At 72.0% G+C, this 17,341-nt stretch carries 11 protein-coding genes and 1 riboswitch; of the genes, 4 read left to right on the top strand and 7 right to left on the bottom strand.

The annotated features are described in order from the left end of the window. Positions 1 to 160 precede the first annotated feature (160 nt). Positions 161 to 303, top strand: a riboswitch (cyclic di-AMP (ydaO/yuaA leader). Positions 304 to 315: 12 nt separating this feature from the next. Then, positions 316 to 1,101, top strand: a complete 786-nt coding sequence (locus tag ACZ6S0_RS32895; protein ID WP_465923194.1) for a glycoside hydrolase family 25 protein — start codon at positions 316 to 318, stop codon at positions 1,099 to 1,101. 67 nt (positions 1,102 to 1,168) lie between these two features. On the opposite strand, the gene ACZ6S0_RS32890 is transcribed toward ACZ6S0_RS32895, so the two are convergent. The 3 genes from ACZ6S0_RS32890 to ACZ6S0_RS32880 are packed head-to-tail and all read right to left on the bottom strand — an operon-like array spanning position 1,169 to position 7,970. Continuing rightward, the gene (locus ACZ6S0_RS32890; protein WP_465923193.1) at positions 1,169 to 3,670 is read right to left on the bottom strand and encodes an NACHT domain-containing protein; all 2,502 of its coding nucleotides are present in this window, start codon (positions 3,668 to 3,670) and stop codon (positions 1,169 to 1,171) included. Next, positions 3,670 to 4,359 (bottom strand): hypothetical protein, encoded by a 690-nt coding sequence (locus ACZ6S0_RS32885; RefSeq protein ID WP_465923192.1) that lies wholly within the window; start codon positions 4,357 to 4,359, stop codon positions 3,670 to 3,672. The genes ACZ6S0_RS32890 and ACZ6S0_RS32885 overlap by 1 nt, the downstream gene beginning before the upstream one ends. Further along, positions 4,350 to 7,970 (bottom strand): nSTAND1 domain-containing NTPase, encoded by a 3,621-nt coding sequence (locus ACZ6S0_RS32880; protein WP_465923191.1) that lies wholly within the window; start codon positions 7,968 to 7,970, stop codon positions 4,350 to 4,352. The genes ACZ6S0_RS32885 and ACZ6S0_RS32880 overlap by 10 nt, the downstream gene beginning before the upstream one ends. Positions 7,971 to 8,170: 200 nt before the next feature. Here ACZ6S0_RS32880 and ACZ6S0_RS32875 point away from each other — a divergent pair, with 200 nt between their 5' ends. Further along, complete coding sequence (locus ACZ6S0_RS32875; protein WP_465923190.1) at positions 8,171 to 9,532, top strand: ATP-binding protein; 1,362 nt, start codon at positions 8,171 to 8,173, stop codon at positions 9,530 to 9,532. Here ACZ6S0_RS32875 and ACZ6S0_RS32870 read toward each other — a convergent pair. From ACZ6S0_RS32870 to ACZ6S0_RS32860, 3 genes are all read right to left on the bottom strand, one after another. Further along, positions 9,466 to 9,990, bottom strand: a complete 525-nt coding sequence (locus ACZ6S0_RS32870) for a DoxX family protein (protein ID WP_465923189.1) — start codon at positions 9,988 to 9,990, stop codon at positions 9,466 to 9,468. The two genes, ACZ6S0_RS32875 and ACZ6S0_RS32870, sit on opposite strands and share 67 nt — an antisense overlap. Before the next feature lie 223 nt (positions 9,991 to 10,213). Next, the gene (locus tag ACZ6S0_RS32865; RefSeq protein ID WP_465923188.1) at positions 10,214 to 10,840 is read right to left on the bottom strand and encodes a cytochrome P450; all 627 of its coding nucleotides are present in this window, start codon (positions 10,838 to 10,840) and stop codon (positions 10,214 to 10,216) included. 40 nt (positions 10,841 to 10,880) lie between these two features. Next, on the bottom strand, positions 10,881 to 11,891 hold the full coding sequence (locus ACZ6S0_RS32860) for a LacI family DNA-binding transcriptional regulator (protein WP_465923187.1): 1,011 nt from the start codon (positions 11,889 to 11,891) through the stop codon (positions 10,881 to 10,883). A 284-nt stretch (positions 11,892 to 12,175) separates the two neighbouring features. Here ACZ6S0_RS32860 and rpoB point away from each other — a divergent pair, with 284 nt between their 5' ends. Together rpoB and ACZ6S0_RS32850 are read left to right on the top strand one after the other, a co-directional pair. Further along, positions 12,176 to 15,628: a DNA-directed RNA polymerase subunit beta gene (gene rpoB / locus ACZ6S0_RS32855; protein ID WP_465923186.1), complete on the top strand. Its 3,453-nt coding sequence runs from the start codon at positions 12,176 to 12,178 to the stop codon at positions 15,626 to 15,628. A 91-nt stretch (positions 15,629 to 15,719) separates the two neighbouring features. Continuing rightward, positions 15,720 to 16,019 carry a DUF3817 domain-containing protein gene (locus ACZ6S0_RS32850; protein ID WP_465923185.1) on the top strand — a complete coding sequence of 100 codons (300 nt, stop codon included), beginning with the start codon at positions 15,720 to 15,722 and terminating at the stop codon, positions 16,017 to 16,019. A gap of 123 nt (positions 16,020 to 16,142) precedes the next feature. On the opposite strand, the gene ACZ6S0_RS32845 is transcribed toward ACZ6S0_RS32850, so the two are convergent. Further along, positions 16,143 to 17,285 carry a mandelate racemase/muconate lactonizing enzyme family protein gene (locus ACZ6S0_RS32845; RefSeq protein WP_465923184.1) on the bottom strand — a complete coding sequence of 381 codons (1,143 nt, stop codon included), beginning with the start codon at positions 17,283 to 17,285 and terminating at the stop codon, positions 16,143 to 16,145. Between the last annotated feature and the right edge of the window lie 56 nt (positions 17,286 to 17,341).

The raw sequence follows: 17,341 nt of genomic DNA, 5'->3' as shown, positions 1-17,341 counted from the left end.
TTCTCGTCTCTGGGCGCTATGGAATGTTTTGCCCCACTTGCGGCCTGTTTAGGAAAATCTGTACTTTGTGGCTGCGGTGCACCCGTTGACCCCCAGCTCATCGAGTCGTTACCGCACCGTTGACCGGACCGTACGCCGTCCAGGGCCCCCGCCCGATGACGACGCGCGGCCGCCGAATCCGCCACCCGCGGAACCGGGGACCCACCTTCTGGGGTGAATCGGACGCCGGCCCAGGCCGAGCCCGTAGGGCACTTCCAGTCCCGAACCCGTCAGCTAACCCGGTAGGCGGCATGGAAGCAAGGAGTCAATCCGCTCATGCTCAAGCCCTGGCTTGCCGCGATCACCAAGAAGAAACGCCCCGCCGAGCACTTCGCCCTGGCCGTCGGCGGCGCGATCCTGGCAGCGACCACCGCCATCACGGGCGTGGCCGGCGCGGCGCTCGCCTCGGCCAACGACCACGGCCCAGCCCACGCCTCCCAGCAGGAGAGCCGGCAGAGCACCGGCGAGGAGGCCGGCGCGCTCACCTACGGCCTGGACATCTCCAACTACGAGCCCCTCTACAACTGGGCCACCAGTTCCGCCCAGTTCGGCATCATCAAGGCCACCGAGGGCACGGACTTCCGCGACGCCTCGTTCGCCAGGCACTGGCGTGATCTGGGCCAAAAGGGCATCGTGCGCGGCGCGTACCACTACGGCCACCCCGCCCAGGACCCCATCGCCGAGGCCGACCACTTCCTGTCGGTGGTGAACTCCCAGCCCGCCAAGCACGGCGACCTGCTGGTCCTGGACCTGGAGACGACCGACGGCAAGTCCGTCGCCGAGGTCAACGCCTGGGCCAAGACGTGGCTGTCGTACGTGAAGGCCAAGACCGGGGTCACCCCGATGTTCTACAGCGGCTGGAACTTCGCCGACACCTACGGCAAGGGCCTCGAGCAGTATCCGCTCTGGGTCGCCCACTACAGCCGGGACAAGGGCGTGCTCGCCCCGCCCGCCGACTGGAAGTCCTGGACCATCCACCAGTACACCGACGTCCCCATCGACCAGAACGTCTCCGCGCTGACTCCCGACCAGTTGCGCGGCCTGGGCCGGCCCACGGCCTGACCAGGGATGGGCTCACGCGGCCGTCGCCTCCATGGCGGCGGCCGCTCCCGTCTGCCCGGGGACGGCCTCACTCGCCCTCGGACGGGGTGAGGAAGTCCTGGAGCTCGCGGTGCCTGAACTGGTAGGTGGCGCCGCTGACACGCAGCAGCCGCGCCTCGCAGGCCCAGTCGAGGAACGTCCACAGCCGCAGCGGGAGCAGGCCGCGCGCGGCCGCGACGACCAGCCCGATCATGGTACGGGACCAGGCGATCGCGCCGAAGGCCAGGCCGAACGTCACACCGCCGACGAGCGCGCACACCAGCGACGCGACGACGTCCTGGTTCATCACGAAGACGAGGAAGGCGGCGACGCCGCCGGTGAGGCCGAAGGCCACTCCGATCATGGGGTTGCGGTGCAGGGCCTCTCGCGGATGGGCCAGTTCCGTGTCCTTGCTCCAGCCACCCGTCGCGATCTTGAAGGCCACCCCGAGCGCGAAGGCCAGGGCGAAGGCCCCCACGACCTCCGCGGCCAGGGACACGGGACCCGCCCCCGCGAGGCGCAACGGCGGCAGCCCCGTGAGCGCGCCGCACAGTCCGAAGCCCAGCAGCGTGACCGGCTCGGCGCGGACCGCCTCGGCGACGGTCATACGCTCGGCCCCGTGCCGCGCGGCCGCGGTCAGGCCGATGACCGCCCCGAGCACCGCTCCCCCGGTCGCGCCCGCGGCCACGGCGAAGACGGGCCCGAAGACCCTGCCCCCGGTCAGCGCGAGCCCGGCCAGGCCGCAGAGCGCCCCCACGGGACCGCCTGCCAGAGCCCCGAGCAGGCCGCCGATCACGCGCCGCCTGCGCGGGACGTCGCCGCGCCCACCGGCGGCGGACGGCCACGGCGACAGCGACAGGCCGGTGGCGATGGCCACCCAGCCCGCCATGAGCGCCAGCGTGAGCCCCTGCCCCGCGTCGGGCCAGCCACGCAGGTCACCGGGGCCGTCGACGGCCGAACCCACCCAGAACGCCAGCATGGCGACGACCGCGAAGAGCACACAGCACAGGCTGTGCAGCGCCCGGACCCGGCCGCTCCCGCCGATCGGCCACAACAGGTGCGGGACGAGGTCGATCGGCGTCAGCCCTGGCGGCGACCGGTACTTGCCTGCGCTGTAGGCGGCCTGCCAGCGCAGGTGGGAGGCCAGGTTCACCAGCCAGGACCGCACCTGTTCCGGCCGGTACGGGGTGCCGTTCGCGGTGCGCGGGGTGAGTTTCGTGGCCGCGGGGACGTACGCGCCAAGCAGCCTGCGGGCGATCCGCGCGGCGGCCACCCGCGGGTCGGGGTGCGGGTCGGCGCGCAGCAGGTCGGCCGGGTCGGCGCCGGACTCCACGGCCGTCACGGTCAGCAGCAGCCGCCACGGGGTGGCCAGGGCGATGCGGACGGCCGTCCCCGAGGTCGAGGGGCCGGGCAGCGCGCCGGACAGCGCCGCGCGGATGCCGTCGCGGTGCACGTCGCAGGGGTGGCCGTCGGGCCAGCGGGTGTGCAGGTAGTCGTCGATCTGTTCGAGGGTCAGGTCGTGCAGGTGGACCCGGGTGGCGTGGTCGAGGCCGACGCGGGCGCCGGACAGCTCGGCGTGGCGGTCGGCCCGGCAGATCACGACCACCGCGCCGGGCCGCCGTCCGGACAGGTCGCTGTAGCGGTTCAGCTCGGTCAGCAGGCCGATGGCGCGGCGGGGCGGCCCGGCGGACGGTTCGGGATCCAGCTCGTCCAGCCCGTCCAGCACCGGGAGCACCCGGCGGTCGCGTACCAGCCGTTCCGCGTCCTTGGCCGCGAGCCCGAAGTCGTGTTCGAGCTGCCGGGCCAGCCAGGGCTCGAACGGGGTCCGCAGGGTCCAGCGGGCGGCGTTCAGCCGTACGGGCACCGTCGGCGGGTGCTCGCCCGTGGTCAGGAAGGGCTCCAGGAGTTGCAGGACCAGCTCGATGGCGAGCACCGTCTTGCCCGCCCCCGACTCGCCCACGACCAGCAGGCGCTGCGACGGCAGGCCGGTGAAGAACCCGCCGACCGTGTGCAGGTCGTCCGCAGGCTCGCCAAATGCGTCCGGCCCGAAGGAGACCGGCGCGACGCTGTAGCCGCCGAGCAGCCCCTTGCGCGCCCGGTCCTCCTCCCTGGCCACCCGCCGCGCCAGCAGCTCGACGGCGGAATCCGTCGCGGGACGGCCACCCGCCCCCGCGACCGGCTCGGCGGCGACCGGCGGCGGCGCGGGGGCGGCCTGACCGGCGAGGGCGGTCCTGGCCACCCGCCAGCGTTCGAGCTCACCGGGGATCAGCTCGCCCGGGTAGTCACAGAACCGCAGGCAGGCGGTGACGAAGGCGCGGACGAAATCCCATCGCGGCAGCCGGTCGGTCTGCCGCAGGACATGTGAGGTCGTGCTCTTGGGCAGCGCGTCGACGGCCGCCCCGTCGGTGGACACCGTCTGACCGCCGAGCGCCCGCAGCCTGCTCAGCGACGGCTCGCCCGCCCACCGCCTGAGCCGCACCAGCGACCCGACGAACTCCGCGGCGCTCGCGGCCTCGGCGGGATCGGGCGGCGCCGGACGCTCCCCGGCCATCACCGCCCCTTCCTCACCAGCGACCACTCGAACCTCGACCTCCCCCACCGGGGCCATCGGCCGTCGCGGCAGGTGCCCGCCAGCGTCTGGACATGACGTGACTCCATCAGGAAGTTGCGCGCCTCGTCGGACTCGACCAGGTCCCGGCCGACCGCGATGGGCACGAACCCGTGCCGCGGGATGTAGACCCATCGGCCGCGGTCCCAGTCGTAGGGGTCGAACCAGTGGTGGCGGACCGTGCCGGACACCCGCACCTCGGCCCCGCCCCGGGTCAGCACGAACGAGCCCTCCGAGCGCAGCAGGCTCATCCTGCTCACGTAGAACAGCTCGGTGCCGATGAACGCGTTGATCCGCGCGTCCCAGTGGTCCTTCAGCCAGGTGGAGGCGCCCTCGTCCAGCAGCCGCGCCGCCCGCGTGAGCTGCCGCTCGAAGCGGCGCCGGTTGCGGCGCTCGGCCTTCTTGATCACCTTGAACGAGCGCAGCCAGCGCACCGACATCGTCCGCGACGTGCCGCCCCCGTCCATGAAGTGCTCGAGGAAATCGGCCGCGATCGGGTGCACCGACCGGCTCTCGGCCACGATCGAGCGGAACAGCGCGGCCAGCTCCGGGGCCGGCCTGCCCGTTCGCCGCCGGAAACCTCGCAGGAACATGCTCGCTCTCTCCGTCGTGGGGGCCAGGGTCACGGACACGTCGGCCGGTACTCCTCCAGCCGCACGTAGTTCTCCCATTCGTCCCGGGTGAGGGAACGGCCCGCGTTGGCGCACGCGGCGGCAACCAGGTCGGCGGGCGCGCCGACGTTCCACAACCGCGCGGTTCCGTCCCCCGACACCGTGGCCAGGGACTTCCCGTCCCGGCTGTAGGCGACGGCGGTCACACCGCGGGTGTGGCCGGTCATCGGGCCACCGAGCGGCCGGTGGGTCCGCAGGTCCCACAGTCGCACGTCGTCGTCGACGGAGCCGGTGGCGAGCACCTGTCCGTCGGGACTGAACGCGAGCGCGCTGAGCGTGCCGTTGACGATCAGCGCGACGCCGACCGCGCGACGGCGCGCCACGTCCCAGAACCGGACGGAGGCGTCGTCCGCGGTGTAGGCCAGCCTCCGGCCGTCGGGGCTGAAGGCCAGGTCATTGACGAACCCACCACCGGACGCGGGCACCGGCCCCTCGATCTGGCGACGGGCGGCCACGTCGAAGAACCGCACCCTGCTGTCGAAGCCAGCGGTCGCCAGAGTCGTGCCGTCAGGGCTGAACGCGATCCCCGAGACGACGTCGGTGTGGTCCGGAACTCGGATGCGCGGCCCGATCTCCCGGCGGCGCGCGACGTCCCAGAACGCGATGGCGCTGTCCTGGTTGACGGCGACGAGACTCCCGTCGGGGCTGATCCTGGCCAGGCCGTCGAGCGTCTCGTCGTGGGCGATCTCCCTGCGGCTCGTGAGGTCCCAGAGCCGCAGGCCGTCCGGGCCGGACGTCAGGAGCGTCCGCCCGTCGGGGGTGAATCCGATCGCGGCGACGGAGCCGTGTCCGCCCTCGGGATCCAGCGGCGGGCCGGTGGGACGCTGGGTGGCCACGTCCCAGAGCTGGATCGCGGGATTCCTCTCGCCGGGCGCACCGGTGGCCAGGGTACGTCCGTCGGGGCTCAGCGCGACGACGGCCTGTGCGGGCATCGAGGTCCCGACCTGCAGATGGATCTGCGGGTCGGCCAGCCGCACCACGCCGTCGCCGGACGCGGCGGCCAGCAGCTTCCCATCCGGGCTGAACGCCACCCGCTCGACGGGGTGGACGTTGTCCCGGAGCACGAGCACCTGCTCCTGATCGGCCGTGTCCCACAGGATGGTCTGGCCGCTGTTCCCGCCGGTGGCCACCCGAGTGCCGTCGGGGCTGAAGGCGATCGCGCCGAAACCGGAGTGGCCCTGCTGGTTCTTGAGCGTGCCCGTCTGCTTCCGCGTGGCCACGTCCCACAGCCGGGCGGTCCCGTCCCAGCTCACGGTCGCGAGCGTGGTGCCGTCGGGGCTGATGGCGACGTAGGTGACGCCCTCGGTGTGGCCCGTGAAGGGGGCGCCCAGCCGGCGGGAGGTGGCGGTGTCCCAGAGCCGCGCGGTCTTGTCCTCGCTCGCGGTGGCCAGGGTCTTCCCGTCCCTGCTGTACGCGACCGCGTGGATTCTGGTGGACTGGTCCGCCCCTTCGGCGGCGCGGCCCATGGGGGCGCCGTGCGGGCGACGCGTCGTCGCGTCCCACTGCTGGACGGCGCCTTTGTAGTCGCCGATCACGAGCGTCCTGCCGTCCGGGTTGTACGCGAGGGCGCCGACCACCCCCTCGATCTCGATCGGGGCGCCCACCTGACGACGGGTGGCGACGTCCCAGAACCAGACCGTGCCGAGGCACGCGGTGGCCAGTGTCCGGCCGTCGGGGGCGAAGGCCAGCTCGACGCTCGAGCATTCGTAGCGCGGGCGGGTGATCGCGGCGCCGAGCTGCCGCCGCGACGCCGTGTCCCAGAGTCGTGCGGTGCCGTCGTCGCTTCCCGTCGCGATGATCGAGCCGTCAGGGCTGAACGCCACCGCCGTGACGCCTCTCGTGTGCCCGGTGAGGGTGCCCCGGCCGGTGCGGGTAGCGGCGTGGAGCAGGCGGTTGCGGGCCTCGTCGGTTGGGGAGAGCTGCCACGCGGCCACGGCCAGCATCGACGAAAGACCGGTGTCGCCGGTGACCTCGCTCTGCGCCGCGAGCTGGCGCGAGACCGCCGTGCTGCGCTGACGGCCGGCTTCGTTCGCCGCGTTCACCGCGGCGCCCGCCGCGAGGAGGGCAAGCGCCGACAGCGTCGCGAGCCCTGCCTGGACGAGACGGCGGCGGCGGCCCGCCCTGCGGGCCGCTCGCGCCGAGGCCGCGACGAAGCCGTCCACGGTGGGTCCTGGCGGCGGGAAGCTGTCGGGGTCGCGTTCCCAGCGGGGGCGGCTGTCGTCGACCGCCAGCAGCCTCGCGCCCCGGTAGAGGAACGCGGCGTCACGATGGTTCTCGGCCCATTCGGCGGCGTCCTCGACGAGCCGGTCGTACACCCCCTGGGCGGTGAAGTCGGGTTCGAGCCATTGGCGCAGGGTCGGCCAGGCGGTCAGCAGCGCGTCGTGGGCGATCTCGGCGGTGTCCTCGTGCAGGGTGAGCAGGCGCTGACCGGCGAACGCGGACAGCAGCTCCGCCACCCGGTCCCGCCGCTGCGCCGAGTGCGCCGACGCGGCGGCGTGCAACTCGGCCAGCCCCGCCCTGCGCCGCGCCACCCGCCCGCCCGAGGTGATCAGCGTCATGCGCCGGAAGATCCGGAACGTGGCCTTGCGGTCCTCGGGGGTCAACCGCCCGAGCACCTCGTCGGCGGTGCGCCGGACGGAGTCGCGGACCCGGCCGGACTCCTCGTAGCCGCGCACGGTGAGCCGCCCCTCCACCCGTCGCTCCCAGGTGTTGCGCAGGGCCTGTGAGAGGAGCGGCAGCGCGGCGGTCTCGAAGCGGCCGCGGGCGGGCCGATCGGCGCGCAGCTCGTCGAGGATGGTCTCCACCAGGCCGGGTTCGAGTTCGAGGCCGACCGCGGCGGCGGGGCCGGTGATGGCCAGCCGCAGATCCGCCTCCGCCATCGGCTCCACGATGACCTGGCCGTCCTGGATGGCCTCGGCGAACTGCGGGTAGGCCGCGCAGCGGTCCCAGTAGTCGGCGCGCACGCCGATGATCACGGCGGCCCGCGCCGGTCCCTCGGCCAGGGCGTGCAGGGCCGTCACGAACGCCTGGCGCTCCCCCTCGTCGGTCACCAGGACGAACAGCTCCTCGAACTGGTCGACCACGAGCACGAGCCGCGCGTCCGTCGCGGGCGTCCCCGCGGGCATCCCTGGCGGCGTCCCTGGCGGCGGGCGACCGGGATCGTCGCGCAGGTGCTCGTACACCGCCTCGGCCCGGCCGCCGAACGCCCGCGCCCACCCTTCGGCCAGCGCCCGTAACGGCGTCGAGGTCGGTGTGATGAGCACGCGCGGCCACCGCCGGGACCCGGCGACCGGCAGCATCCCCTCCGCCAGCGCCGGCACGAGCCCCGCCCGCAGTAGCGACGACTTGCCGACCCCTGAGGCGCCCGAGACCAGCAGGATGGACCCGTGCTCGGCCAGGCGCGGCGCCAGGCGGTCGAGGAGGTTGCGCGTCGCCCGCGCGCGCCCGAAGAAGAACTCGCTCTTGTCGGTCTCGAACGGCACCAGCCCCTGGTAGGGGCACACCTCGCGGGCGGACTGCGGGACCTGGCCCGCCGGCGGCGGGCGGTGGCCGCCCTCGTCACCCACACCCATGGCCCTCATTCTGGCCAATCGCGGCGATGTCGATCAAACGACTTCGGGGGGACGGGAAGCCTCCCGCCCCGGCCGTACCCCGCCGTCTCCGGATCCGTCCAATTCCGTGCGCTTTCGTCCGAGCGGTGGTGGGACGGCCCGAACATGTCTTCGATGGAGCCGGGATCTCACCGGCCGGGGGCCGGCGATCAGAGACGGGGGTGTCGATCGAGCATGAGCACCAGACTCACAACACCGGCGGCGGCCCGCGCCGGAGCCGCGCGGTGACCGTGGAGCGCGCGGCCGCCGTCCCCCGCCCGGCGACGTTGGGGACGTTGCTGCGCGGGTGGCGGGAACGGGCGATGCTGACGCAGGAGCAACTGGCCGAGCGGGCCGACCTCAACGTGCGGACCGTGCGCCGTCTGGAGAGCAACGAGCTCCAGCAGCCGCGCGCCACGTCGATCGTGCTGCTGGCCCAGGCGCTGGGCCTGGACGACGAGGAGCGCGCGATGCTGGCCGCCACCGCCCGCGGCCTGCCGGTCCCCGACGAGGGGCGTGATCCGGTGGCGGCCGGGTCGCCGCGCGCCGCCGTCAGCGTGCCGCGGCAACTGCCGGCGGACGTGGCGGCGTTCGTCGGCCGGGGACGCGAGCTGACGGCCCTCGAACGGCACGAGCACCCGAACACGGCCGCGGTCACCACCGTCGACGGCATGGCCGGGGTCGGCAAGACGGCGCTGGCCGTGCACGCCGCCCACCGGCTCGCGCCCCGCTTCCCCGGCGGGCAGCTCTTCCTGGACCTGCACGGCCACACCGGCGCGGCGCCCGTCGAGCCAGGCGACGCGCTGGCCCGCCTGCTGCTCGCCCTCGACGTCCCCGACCGGCGCATCCCCGGCGACCTGGAGGACCGCGCCGCGCTCTACCGCGGCGTGGTGTCCGACCGCCGGGTCCTGATCGTGCTGGACGACGCCTCCGACGCCGACCAGGTGCGTCCGCTCCTGCCCGCGGGACCGGGCTGCCGGCTCATCGTCACCGGCAGGCGCCGCCTGATCGGCCTGGACGACACCCGCGCCCTGTCCCTGGACGTCCCGCCGCCGGCGGAGGCGATCGCCCTGTTCACCCGCATGGCCGGGCCGGAACGGGCCGGGGAGGCGACGGCGGACGTCCTGACCGAGACCGTGGAGCGGTGCGGACGCCTCCCGCTCGCCCTCCGCATCGCCGCCGTCCGGCTCCAGACGCGGCCCGCCTGGAGCGTGCGGCACCTGCTGGACCGGCTGCGGGACGACCGGGCGGGCGAGCTGACGGCCGGGCGGCACAGCGTCACCGCCGCCCTCGACCTGTCGTACCGGCGGCTTCCCGGGGAGCTGCGGCGGGCGTACCGGCTGCTGGGTGCGCGCGCCGGGGCCGAGTTCGGACTCGACGAGGCCGCCGCGGTCCAGGACACGACCGTGGCGCGGGCGCGGCGGCTGCTGGACCAGTTGCTGGACGTCCATCTCGTGCAGGAGCCCGTGCCCGCCCGCTACCGGTTCCACGACCTGGTCCGCGACCACGCGGCCGGAGTCACGGTGCCCGCCGGGGACTGCTGACCCCCGGCCGGGACCAGCCGGGCGCCGAGGGCGCGGGCGGCGACCACCATGGCCGCGGCAGCCAGCACGATGTCCTTGAAGATGTACTGCGCCTCCAGGGTCGGCGCCCCAGGGAAGAGGTCGGTGAAGAACAGCACGTACGGCGCGAAGAACCCGGCCAGCGCCCCGGCCAGCACGACGAGCCCGGTCTTCAGCAGCCTGCCGGTCATCAGCGTGAGGCCGATGAAGACCTCCATCCCGGCGATCACGAACTGGGCCGCGTAGCCGGACAGCAGGCCCAGCGACAACTTCTCCAGCGTGGCCACCGACAGCGCCTCCGCCGGGCTCACTCCCGGGAAGAACTTGAGCGTGCCGAAGGCCACGAAGACCAGGCCGAGGCTGACGCGCAGGACGTCGATGCTGTGCCGGGACAGCCAGGCTCCCAGCTTGGAGATCAGGTTCTGGACGGCGGTGGTCATGGCGTACTCCCTGTCGATGTCGATTCCGTCTGGGTTCAGACTGACGAAATCGGCAGCGGCGGGCGTCAGGCCCACGGAGACACCCGGCCTGCGTCTTCCCGCGTACGCCGGGCCGCGCGTGTACTGCCCCACGACTAAGGGGTTCTCCCTAGGGGAGGCGAAAGGCCAGGTCAGAGCCGTCATCGCGACTACTCCCCAGACAGGCGGCGCGCGCGGCGGACCGTCAGCCCGCCCGCGCGCGCGGCAGGAACCGCGCCTTGAGCCCTCGGGGCACGAGCAGTTCCCGCGCCGCGGGAGACGCCTCGGCGGCGTTGGGCACCTCGATGTCGTACCGGTCGGCCGGCCAGGCGATGGCGAGGGTGAGCTGCACCAGGCCGAGCTGGTTGCCGAAGCAGACGCGCGGCCCCGCGCCGAACGGGAAGTACGCGCGCCCCTCGTACGGGCGCTCCCCCTCGAGCCAGCGCTCCGGCCGGAACTCGCCGCGGTCGTGCCACCACCGCAGGTCCCGGTGCACGTGGTAGGCGCTGGCCATCACCTGCTGGCCGCGCCGCAGGTCGTACCCGGCCAGGGTGGTGTCCCGGTGCACCCACCGCCCCATGAGCCAGGTCGGCGGGTGGGCGCGCAGCAGCTCGTTGACGAAGGCGCTGGTGAAGGGCAGGTCCGCGGGGGTGACGTGGTCGCCGCGCGCCGCCGCCCGTACGGCGTCCCGCTCGGCGCGGACCCGCTCCAGGTGGCGGGGCCGGAGAGCCAGCTCCCGCAGCGCCCACGCCGTCGTGGCGCCTGGCACGCCGTGCGAGGCGCGCATGACGACGTCCACGAGGCGGGCGATGGCCACGGCGTCGAGGGCCACGCCGTCGTGCGCCCCGTGCCGCCCACCGCGCGTCGTCAGGTCACGTGGAGCCGCGCACGACGAGTTCCGGGCGGATCACGGCGTCCTCGGCGACGCGTTCTTCAGGCCCGCCGAGCAGCAGCGCCGCCTGTTCGACGGCGATCTCCCCGAGCCGCCGCTTGTCGATGTGCAGGGTGGTCAGCGGCGGCTCCACCAGTTCCCCGACGGTCAGGCCGTCGAAGCCGAGGAACGCGCAGTCACGCGGGATCCGCAGGCCCAGCTCGGCGGCGCGGCGCTGCGCCCCGATCGCGATCACGTCGTTGTAGGCGAACACCGCGGTCACGTCGGGCCGCGCCGCCAGCAGCCGTCCCATCGCCTCGGCCCCGCCCTCGACGGAGTTGTGCGCGGGCTGGATCCACCCGGCGTCGACCGGCAGGCCGCGCTCGGCCACGACCTCCAGGTACACCTCCCGGCGCGGATCGGGCCCCACCGCCGAAAGGTGCGTCACGTCGTCGATCATCGCGATCCTGCGGTGGCCGCGGTCGAGGAGGTGCTCCAGCCCTTGCCGTACGCCGGACTCGAAGTCGATGCGCACGCCCGGCACCGCCGGCGCCCGGTCGCCCTTGTCGAGCAGGATGAACGGCAGGCCCGCTCCCGCGGCCTTGACGATCGCGTCCTGGTGGAGCAGGAACGCCACCCCGACGTCGACCTGGTCGATCAGCAGGTCCACGACCTCGAGCTCTTTGCGGCGGTCGCTGTTGGTCGTGTAGACCACGACCTGCCAGCCCCGGCGTTCGGCCGCCTCCAGCACGCCCGCCGTGACCTCGGGGAAGAACGGGTTGAGCACGTCGGCGATGACGAGGCCGACGGTGGTGAGCTGCTGGCGCACCAGCCCGCGGGCGAACCGGCTGGGGCGATAGCCCATCGCGCGGGCCGCGTCGAGGATGCGCTGCCGGGTCCCGGGGTCGATCTCCGCCTTGTCGTTGATCGCCCGGGACACCGTCTGGCGAGAGACCCCCACCGCGCGCGCCACGTGGTCGATGGTGACGCGGGGCTTTCTGTTGGTGGACACGGAAGGGACTGTAACCGTCCCGAAGACGATCATCAGACCTCGGCCGCCCGACCTCCGACGGGTTGCTCCTGAGAGCCCGATGAGGCGGATTGACAAGGCGGGGTGGCGTACGTCATCATGGTGCTACGACCGAGATCGTGGGGTCGGCGTTAGCGTGGACAAATCGCATTTGAGCGAGTACTCTCGTGTCCACGCTGCCTTGGTGACGACCCGTTCCGCTCGTGTTGCGAGGTTGTCCGGCGTGCGTGTTCGTCAGTCCGCTGCGAGCCTCGGAAGGACATCTGTTGGCAGCCTCGCGCAACGCCTCCGCCGTACCCGCTGGTCCCCGTCGCGTCTCTTTTTCGCGCGTCCAGGAGCCTCTCGAAGTTCCTGACCTTCTCGCCCTGCAGACCGAGTCGTTCGACTGGCTGCTCGGAAACGAGAGGTGGAAGGCCCGGGTAGAGGCGGCTCGCCAGGCCGGGCGCAAGGACGTCCCGACCCAGTCGGGCCTCGAAGAGATCTTCGAAGAGATCAGTCCCATCGAGGACTTCTCGGGGACCATGTCCTTGTCGTTCCGTGATCACCGGTTCGAGCCGCCGAAGTACTCCGTGGACGAGTGCAAAGAGAAGGACATGACCTTCTCCGCCCCGATGTTCGTGACGGCGGAGTTCATCAACAACACCACCGGTGAGATCAAGAGCCAGACGGTGTTCATGGGGGACTTCCCGCTCATGACGCCGAAGGGCACCTTCGTCATCAACGGCACCGAGCGGGTCGTGGTCTCCCAGCTCATCCGCTCTTCGGGCGTCTATTTCGACCGCAGTGTCGACAAGACGTCCGACAAAGACCTCTACGGCTGCAAGGTCATCCCGTCGCGGGGTGCCTGGCTCGAGTTCGAGATCGACAAGCGCGACAGCGTCGGCGTGCGCATCGACCGCAAGCGCAAGCAGGCCGTCACGGTGCTGCTCAAGGCGCTGGGCTGGACCAGCGAGCAGATCATCGAGCGCTTCGGCCAGTACGAGTCGATGCGGGCGACCCTGGAGAAGGACCACACGGCCGGCCAGGACGACGCCCTGCTCGACATCTACCGCAAGCTGCGGCCCGGTGAGCCGCCGACCAAGGAGTCGGCGCAGACCCTGCTGGAGAACCTCTACTTCAACCCCAAGCGTTACGACCTCGCCAAGGTCGGCCGCTACAAGATCAACAAGAAGCTCGGGTCCGACACCGACATCAACGTCACCGTCCTGACCGAGGACGACATCGTCTCCATCGTCGAATACCTGGTGCGGCTGCACGCCGGCGAAGACTCCGCCGACCTGCCCATCGAGGTCGACGACATCGACCACTTCGGCAACCGGCGCGTGCGCAACGTGGGCGAGCTGATCCAGAACCAGGTCCGCCTGGGTCTGGCCCGCATGGAGCGGGTCGTGCGCGAGCGGATGACCACGCAGGACGTCGAGGCGATCACGCCGCAGACCCTGATCAACATCCGCCCGGTGGTGGCCTCGATCAAGGAGTTCTTCGGCACCTCGCAGTTGTCGCAGTTCATGGACCAGATCAACCCGCTGGCGGGGCTGACCCACAAGCGGCGGCTCAACGCGCTGGGTCCCGGTGGTCTGTCGCGTGAGCGGGCGGGCTTCGAGGTCCGTGACGTGCACCCGTCGCACTACGGCCGGATGTGCCCGATCGAGACTCCCGAGGGTCCCAACATCGGCCTGATCGGCTCGCTGGCCTCCTACGGGCGGCTCAACCCCTTCGGCTTCATCGAGACCCCCTATCGCAAGGTGGTCGACGGCAAGGTCACCGACCAGATCGACTACCTGACCGCCGACGAGGAGGACCGGTACGTCAAGGCGCAGGCCAACACGGCGCTCAACGCCGACGGGTCGTTCGCCGAGCCGCGCGTGCTGGTGCGCACCAAGGGTGGCGAGACCGAGCTGGCCCGTGCCGAGGAGGTCGACTACATCGACGTGTCGCCGCGCCAGATGGTGTCGGTGGCCACCGCGATGATCCCGTTCCTCGAGCACGACGACGCCAACCGGGCCCTGATGGGCGCGAACATGATGCGTCAGTCGGTGCCGCTGCTCAGGAGCGAGGCGCCGCTGGTCGGCACCGGCATGGAATACCGTGCCGCGACCGACGCCGGCGACGTCATCAGCGCCGAGAAGGCCGGTGTGGTGGAGGAGGTCTCCGCCGACTACGTCACGGTGATGAACGACGACGGCACCAGGACGACGTATCGCGTGGCCAAGTTCCGGCGCTCCAACCAGGGCACGTCGTTCAACCAGAAGCCCATCGTGGCCGAGGGCGACCGGGTCGAGGTCAACCAGGTGATCGCCGACGGGCCGTGCACCGACAAGGGTGAGATGGCGCTGGGCAAGAACCTCCTGGTGGCGTTCATGCCGTGGGAGGGCCACAACTACGAGGACGCGGTCATCATCTCGCAACGGCTGGTGCAGGACGACGTCCTGTCCTCGATCCACATCGAGGAGCACGAGGTCGACGCCCGTGACACCAAGCTGGGTCCCGAGGAGATCACCCGCGACATCCCCAACGTGTCGGAGGAGGTCCTGGCCGATCTCGACGAGCGGGGGATCATCCGCATCGGGGCCGAGGTGGTGCCGGGTGACATCCTGGTCGGCAAGGTCACGCCGAAGGGTGAGACCGAGCTGACGCCGGAGGAGCGGCTGCTGCGCGCGATCTTCGGGGAGAAGGCCCGTGAGGTGCGTGACACCTCGCTGAAGGTGCCGCACGGCGAGCAGGGCAAGGTCATCGCGGTGCGCGTGTTCAGCCGCGAGGAGGGCGACGAGCTGCCGCCGGGCGTCAACGAGCTGGTGCGCGTGTACGTGGCGCAGAAGCGTAAGATCACCGACGGTGACAAGCTGGCCGGTCGGCACGGCAACAAGGGCGTCATCTCCAAGATCCTGCCGGTGGAGGACATGCCGTTCCTGGAGGACGGCACGCCGGTCGACATCATCCTCAACCCGCTGGGCGTGCCCGGCCGGATGAACGTCGGCCAGGTGCTGGAGACCCATCTGGGGTGGATCGCCGCCCGTGGCTGGGACATCTCCGGCATCGAGGAGGCGTGGGCCGGGCGGCTGCGCGACAAGGGCTTCGAGAAGGTCGCCCCGCGCACCAACATGGCCACCCCGGTCTTCGACGGCGCCCACGAACAGGAGATCATCGGCCTGCTCGGCAACACCGTCGCCAACCGCGACGGGGATCGGCTCGTGCAGCACACCGGCAAGGCCCGGCTCTTCGACGGGCGCAGCGGTGAGCCGTTCCCGTATCCGATCGCGGTCGGCTACATCTACATTCTCAAGCTGCTGCACCTGGTCGACGACAAGATCCACGCTCGCTCGACCGGCCCCTACTCCATGATCACCCAGCAGCCGCTCGGCGGTAAGGCCCAGTTCGGTGGCCAGCGCTTCGGCGAGATGGAGGTGTGGGCGCTGGAGGCGTACGGCGCCGCCTACGCGCTGCAGGAGCTGCTCACCATCAAGTCCGACGACGTCCTCGGCCGGGTCAAGGTCTACGAGGCCATCGTCAAGGGCGAGAACATCCCAGAGCCGGGCATCCCCGAGTCCTTCAAGGTGCTCATCAAGGAGATGCAGTCGCTGTGCCTCAACGTCGAGGTGCTCTCCACCGATGGCACGTCCATCGAGATGCGCGACACCGACGAGGACGTCTTCCGCGCCGCGGAAGAGCTGGGGATCGACCTGTCCCGGCGTGAGCCGAGCAGCGTCGAGGAGGTCTGACCCGTCAGGCTTTCCCGCCACCCGGCGGTCGGCCCGGCCCGTGCTCTACAGCCTGTAGAGTGTGGGCTGCGGTCGAGCGAAGGGGTGGAGTGTGCTGCGCTGGTTCCGGGTCGTGGCGGTGGCCGAGGCGTGTTCGTGGGCGGGGTTGCTGGTCGGCATGTTCTTCAAGTACGTGACCGAGACCGGCGAGCTGGGGGTGAAGGTGTTCGGGCCGATCCACGGGGCGCTGTTCGTGCTCTACGTGGCCGGGGTGCTGCTCTCGGCCAGGGAGGCGGGCTGGAGCCGGGGCGCGGTGCTGCTCGGCCTGGCGTGCGGGGTGCCGCCGTTCACCTCGCTGTGGTTCGAGCGGCGGATGGCGGTGCGCACGGCGGCGGCGGGGCAACCCGCCTGACGCCGTGCGCCGTGCCGTTCCGCCACGGCTCGGGCCGCGCGTCCCTGGGCGGACGCGCGGGTGCGCGGCCGTCCGCGTCGGCGCGGCCGGGCGTGGCGGCGCGGCCGGGCGTGGCCGCGCCGGTCACCAGTTGGTGAAGGCGCCGTCCGGGGTGCGCAGGTGGGGGCGCTCGGCGGCGACGGCCTGGTAGCGCCTGGCGGCGGCCCGGTCGAGGTCCACGCCGAGGCCGGGCAGGTCGGAGACCTCCACCCGGCCCGCCCGGATGACGGGCCGGGTGGTGAACAGCGCGTCGATCGCGGGCTCCGGCTGGGTCTGGTGTTCCTGGACGGCGGCGTTCGGGGTCGCGAGGTTGAGGTGGAGCGAGGAGGCCGCGGTCACCGGGCCGAGGGGGTTGTGGGTGGCGAGCTTGACGTAGTGGGTCTCGCACATCGCCGCGATCTTCCTGGCCTCGGTGAGCCCGGCCGCCACGCCGACGTCCACGCGGGCGTAGTCGATCAGGTCCGGCTCCACCAGGCGCTGGAACTCCCACTTCGAGCCGAACTGCTCCCCCGCCGCCAGCGGCACCCCGGTACGCGCCCTGAGCATGCGGTAGGCGTCCAGGCCCTCGCTGCGCAGCGGGTCCTCCACGAAGTACGGCCGCGCCGCCTCGATCTCCCGGCACAGCGTGACCGCCTCCGGCGGGTCGAGCCGGGTGTGCACGTCGAGGATCAGCTCCACCTCCTCCCCCACCGCCGCCCTCATCCGGTGGAACAGCTCGATCCCGGCCCGCATCGAGGCCCGCTGGTCGAGCACCCCGTCCGGCGCGTGCGGCACCGCGAAGCGCAGGTGCCGCCAGCCGTCGGCGACCAGGCCGCGCGCCCGGTCGAGAAACGCCTCGACGTCGTGGTAGTCGTCGCCCAGATGGGTGTAGGCCGGTACGTGATCGCGCACCCGCCCGCCGAACAGCTCGTACAGGGGCACGCCGAGGGCCTTGCCGCGCAGGTCCCACAGCGCCACGTCCACGGCGGCGATCGCGGCCGACAGGAACCGGTCGGCGGGGAAGAAGCCGCGCCGGAACATCACCTGCCACAGGTGCTCGATCCTGGTGGGATCCTCGCCGACCAGCAGCTCGCCGAGGTGCTCGATGCCGCCGGCCACGGCCTTCTGCCTCGATCTGATGCCGACCTCGCCGAGACCGTACAGCCCTTCGTCGGTGTCGATGGCCAGCAGCATCATGCTGTCGCCGTGATCGGGCAGGGTGAGCAGCTCCCAACCGGTGATCTTCATCTGACTCCTTTTCATGAAAACGATCCCGCAAACACTCAGAAACGCATCATGGCAGA

The organism is Nonomuraea sp. NPDC051298 (assembly GCF_055586305.1).
Note: the sequence above shows the minus strand (reverse complement) of the source record. Positions and strands in the feature narration are given on the sequence as shown.

What these genes read in the sequence shown, in the direction of transcription:
- ACZ6S0_RS32895 (WP_465923194.1), top strand. Translation starts at nt 316, where the DNA reads ATGCTCAAGCCCTGGCTTGCCGCGATCACCAAGAAGAAACGCCCCGCC.
- ACZ6S0_RS32890 (WP_465923193.1), bottom strand. Translation starts at nt 3,670, where the DNA reads ATGGCCGGGGAGCGTCCGGCGCCGCCCGATCCCGCCGAGGCCGCGAGC.
- ACZ6S0_RS32880 (WP_465923191.1), bottom strand. Translation starts at nt 7,970, where the DNA reads ATGGGTGTGGGTGACGAGGGCGGCCACCGCCCGCCGCCGGCGGGCCAG.
- ACZ6S0_RS32870 (WP_465923189.1), bottom strand. Translation starts at nt 9,990, where the DNA reads ATGACCACCGCCGTCCAGAACCTGATCTCCAAGCTGGGAGCCTGGCTG.
- ACZ6S0_RS32845 (WP_465923184.1), bottom strand. Translation starts at nt 17,285, where the DNA reads ATGAAGATCACCGGTTGGGAGCTGCTCACCCTGCCCGATCACGGCGAC.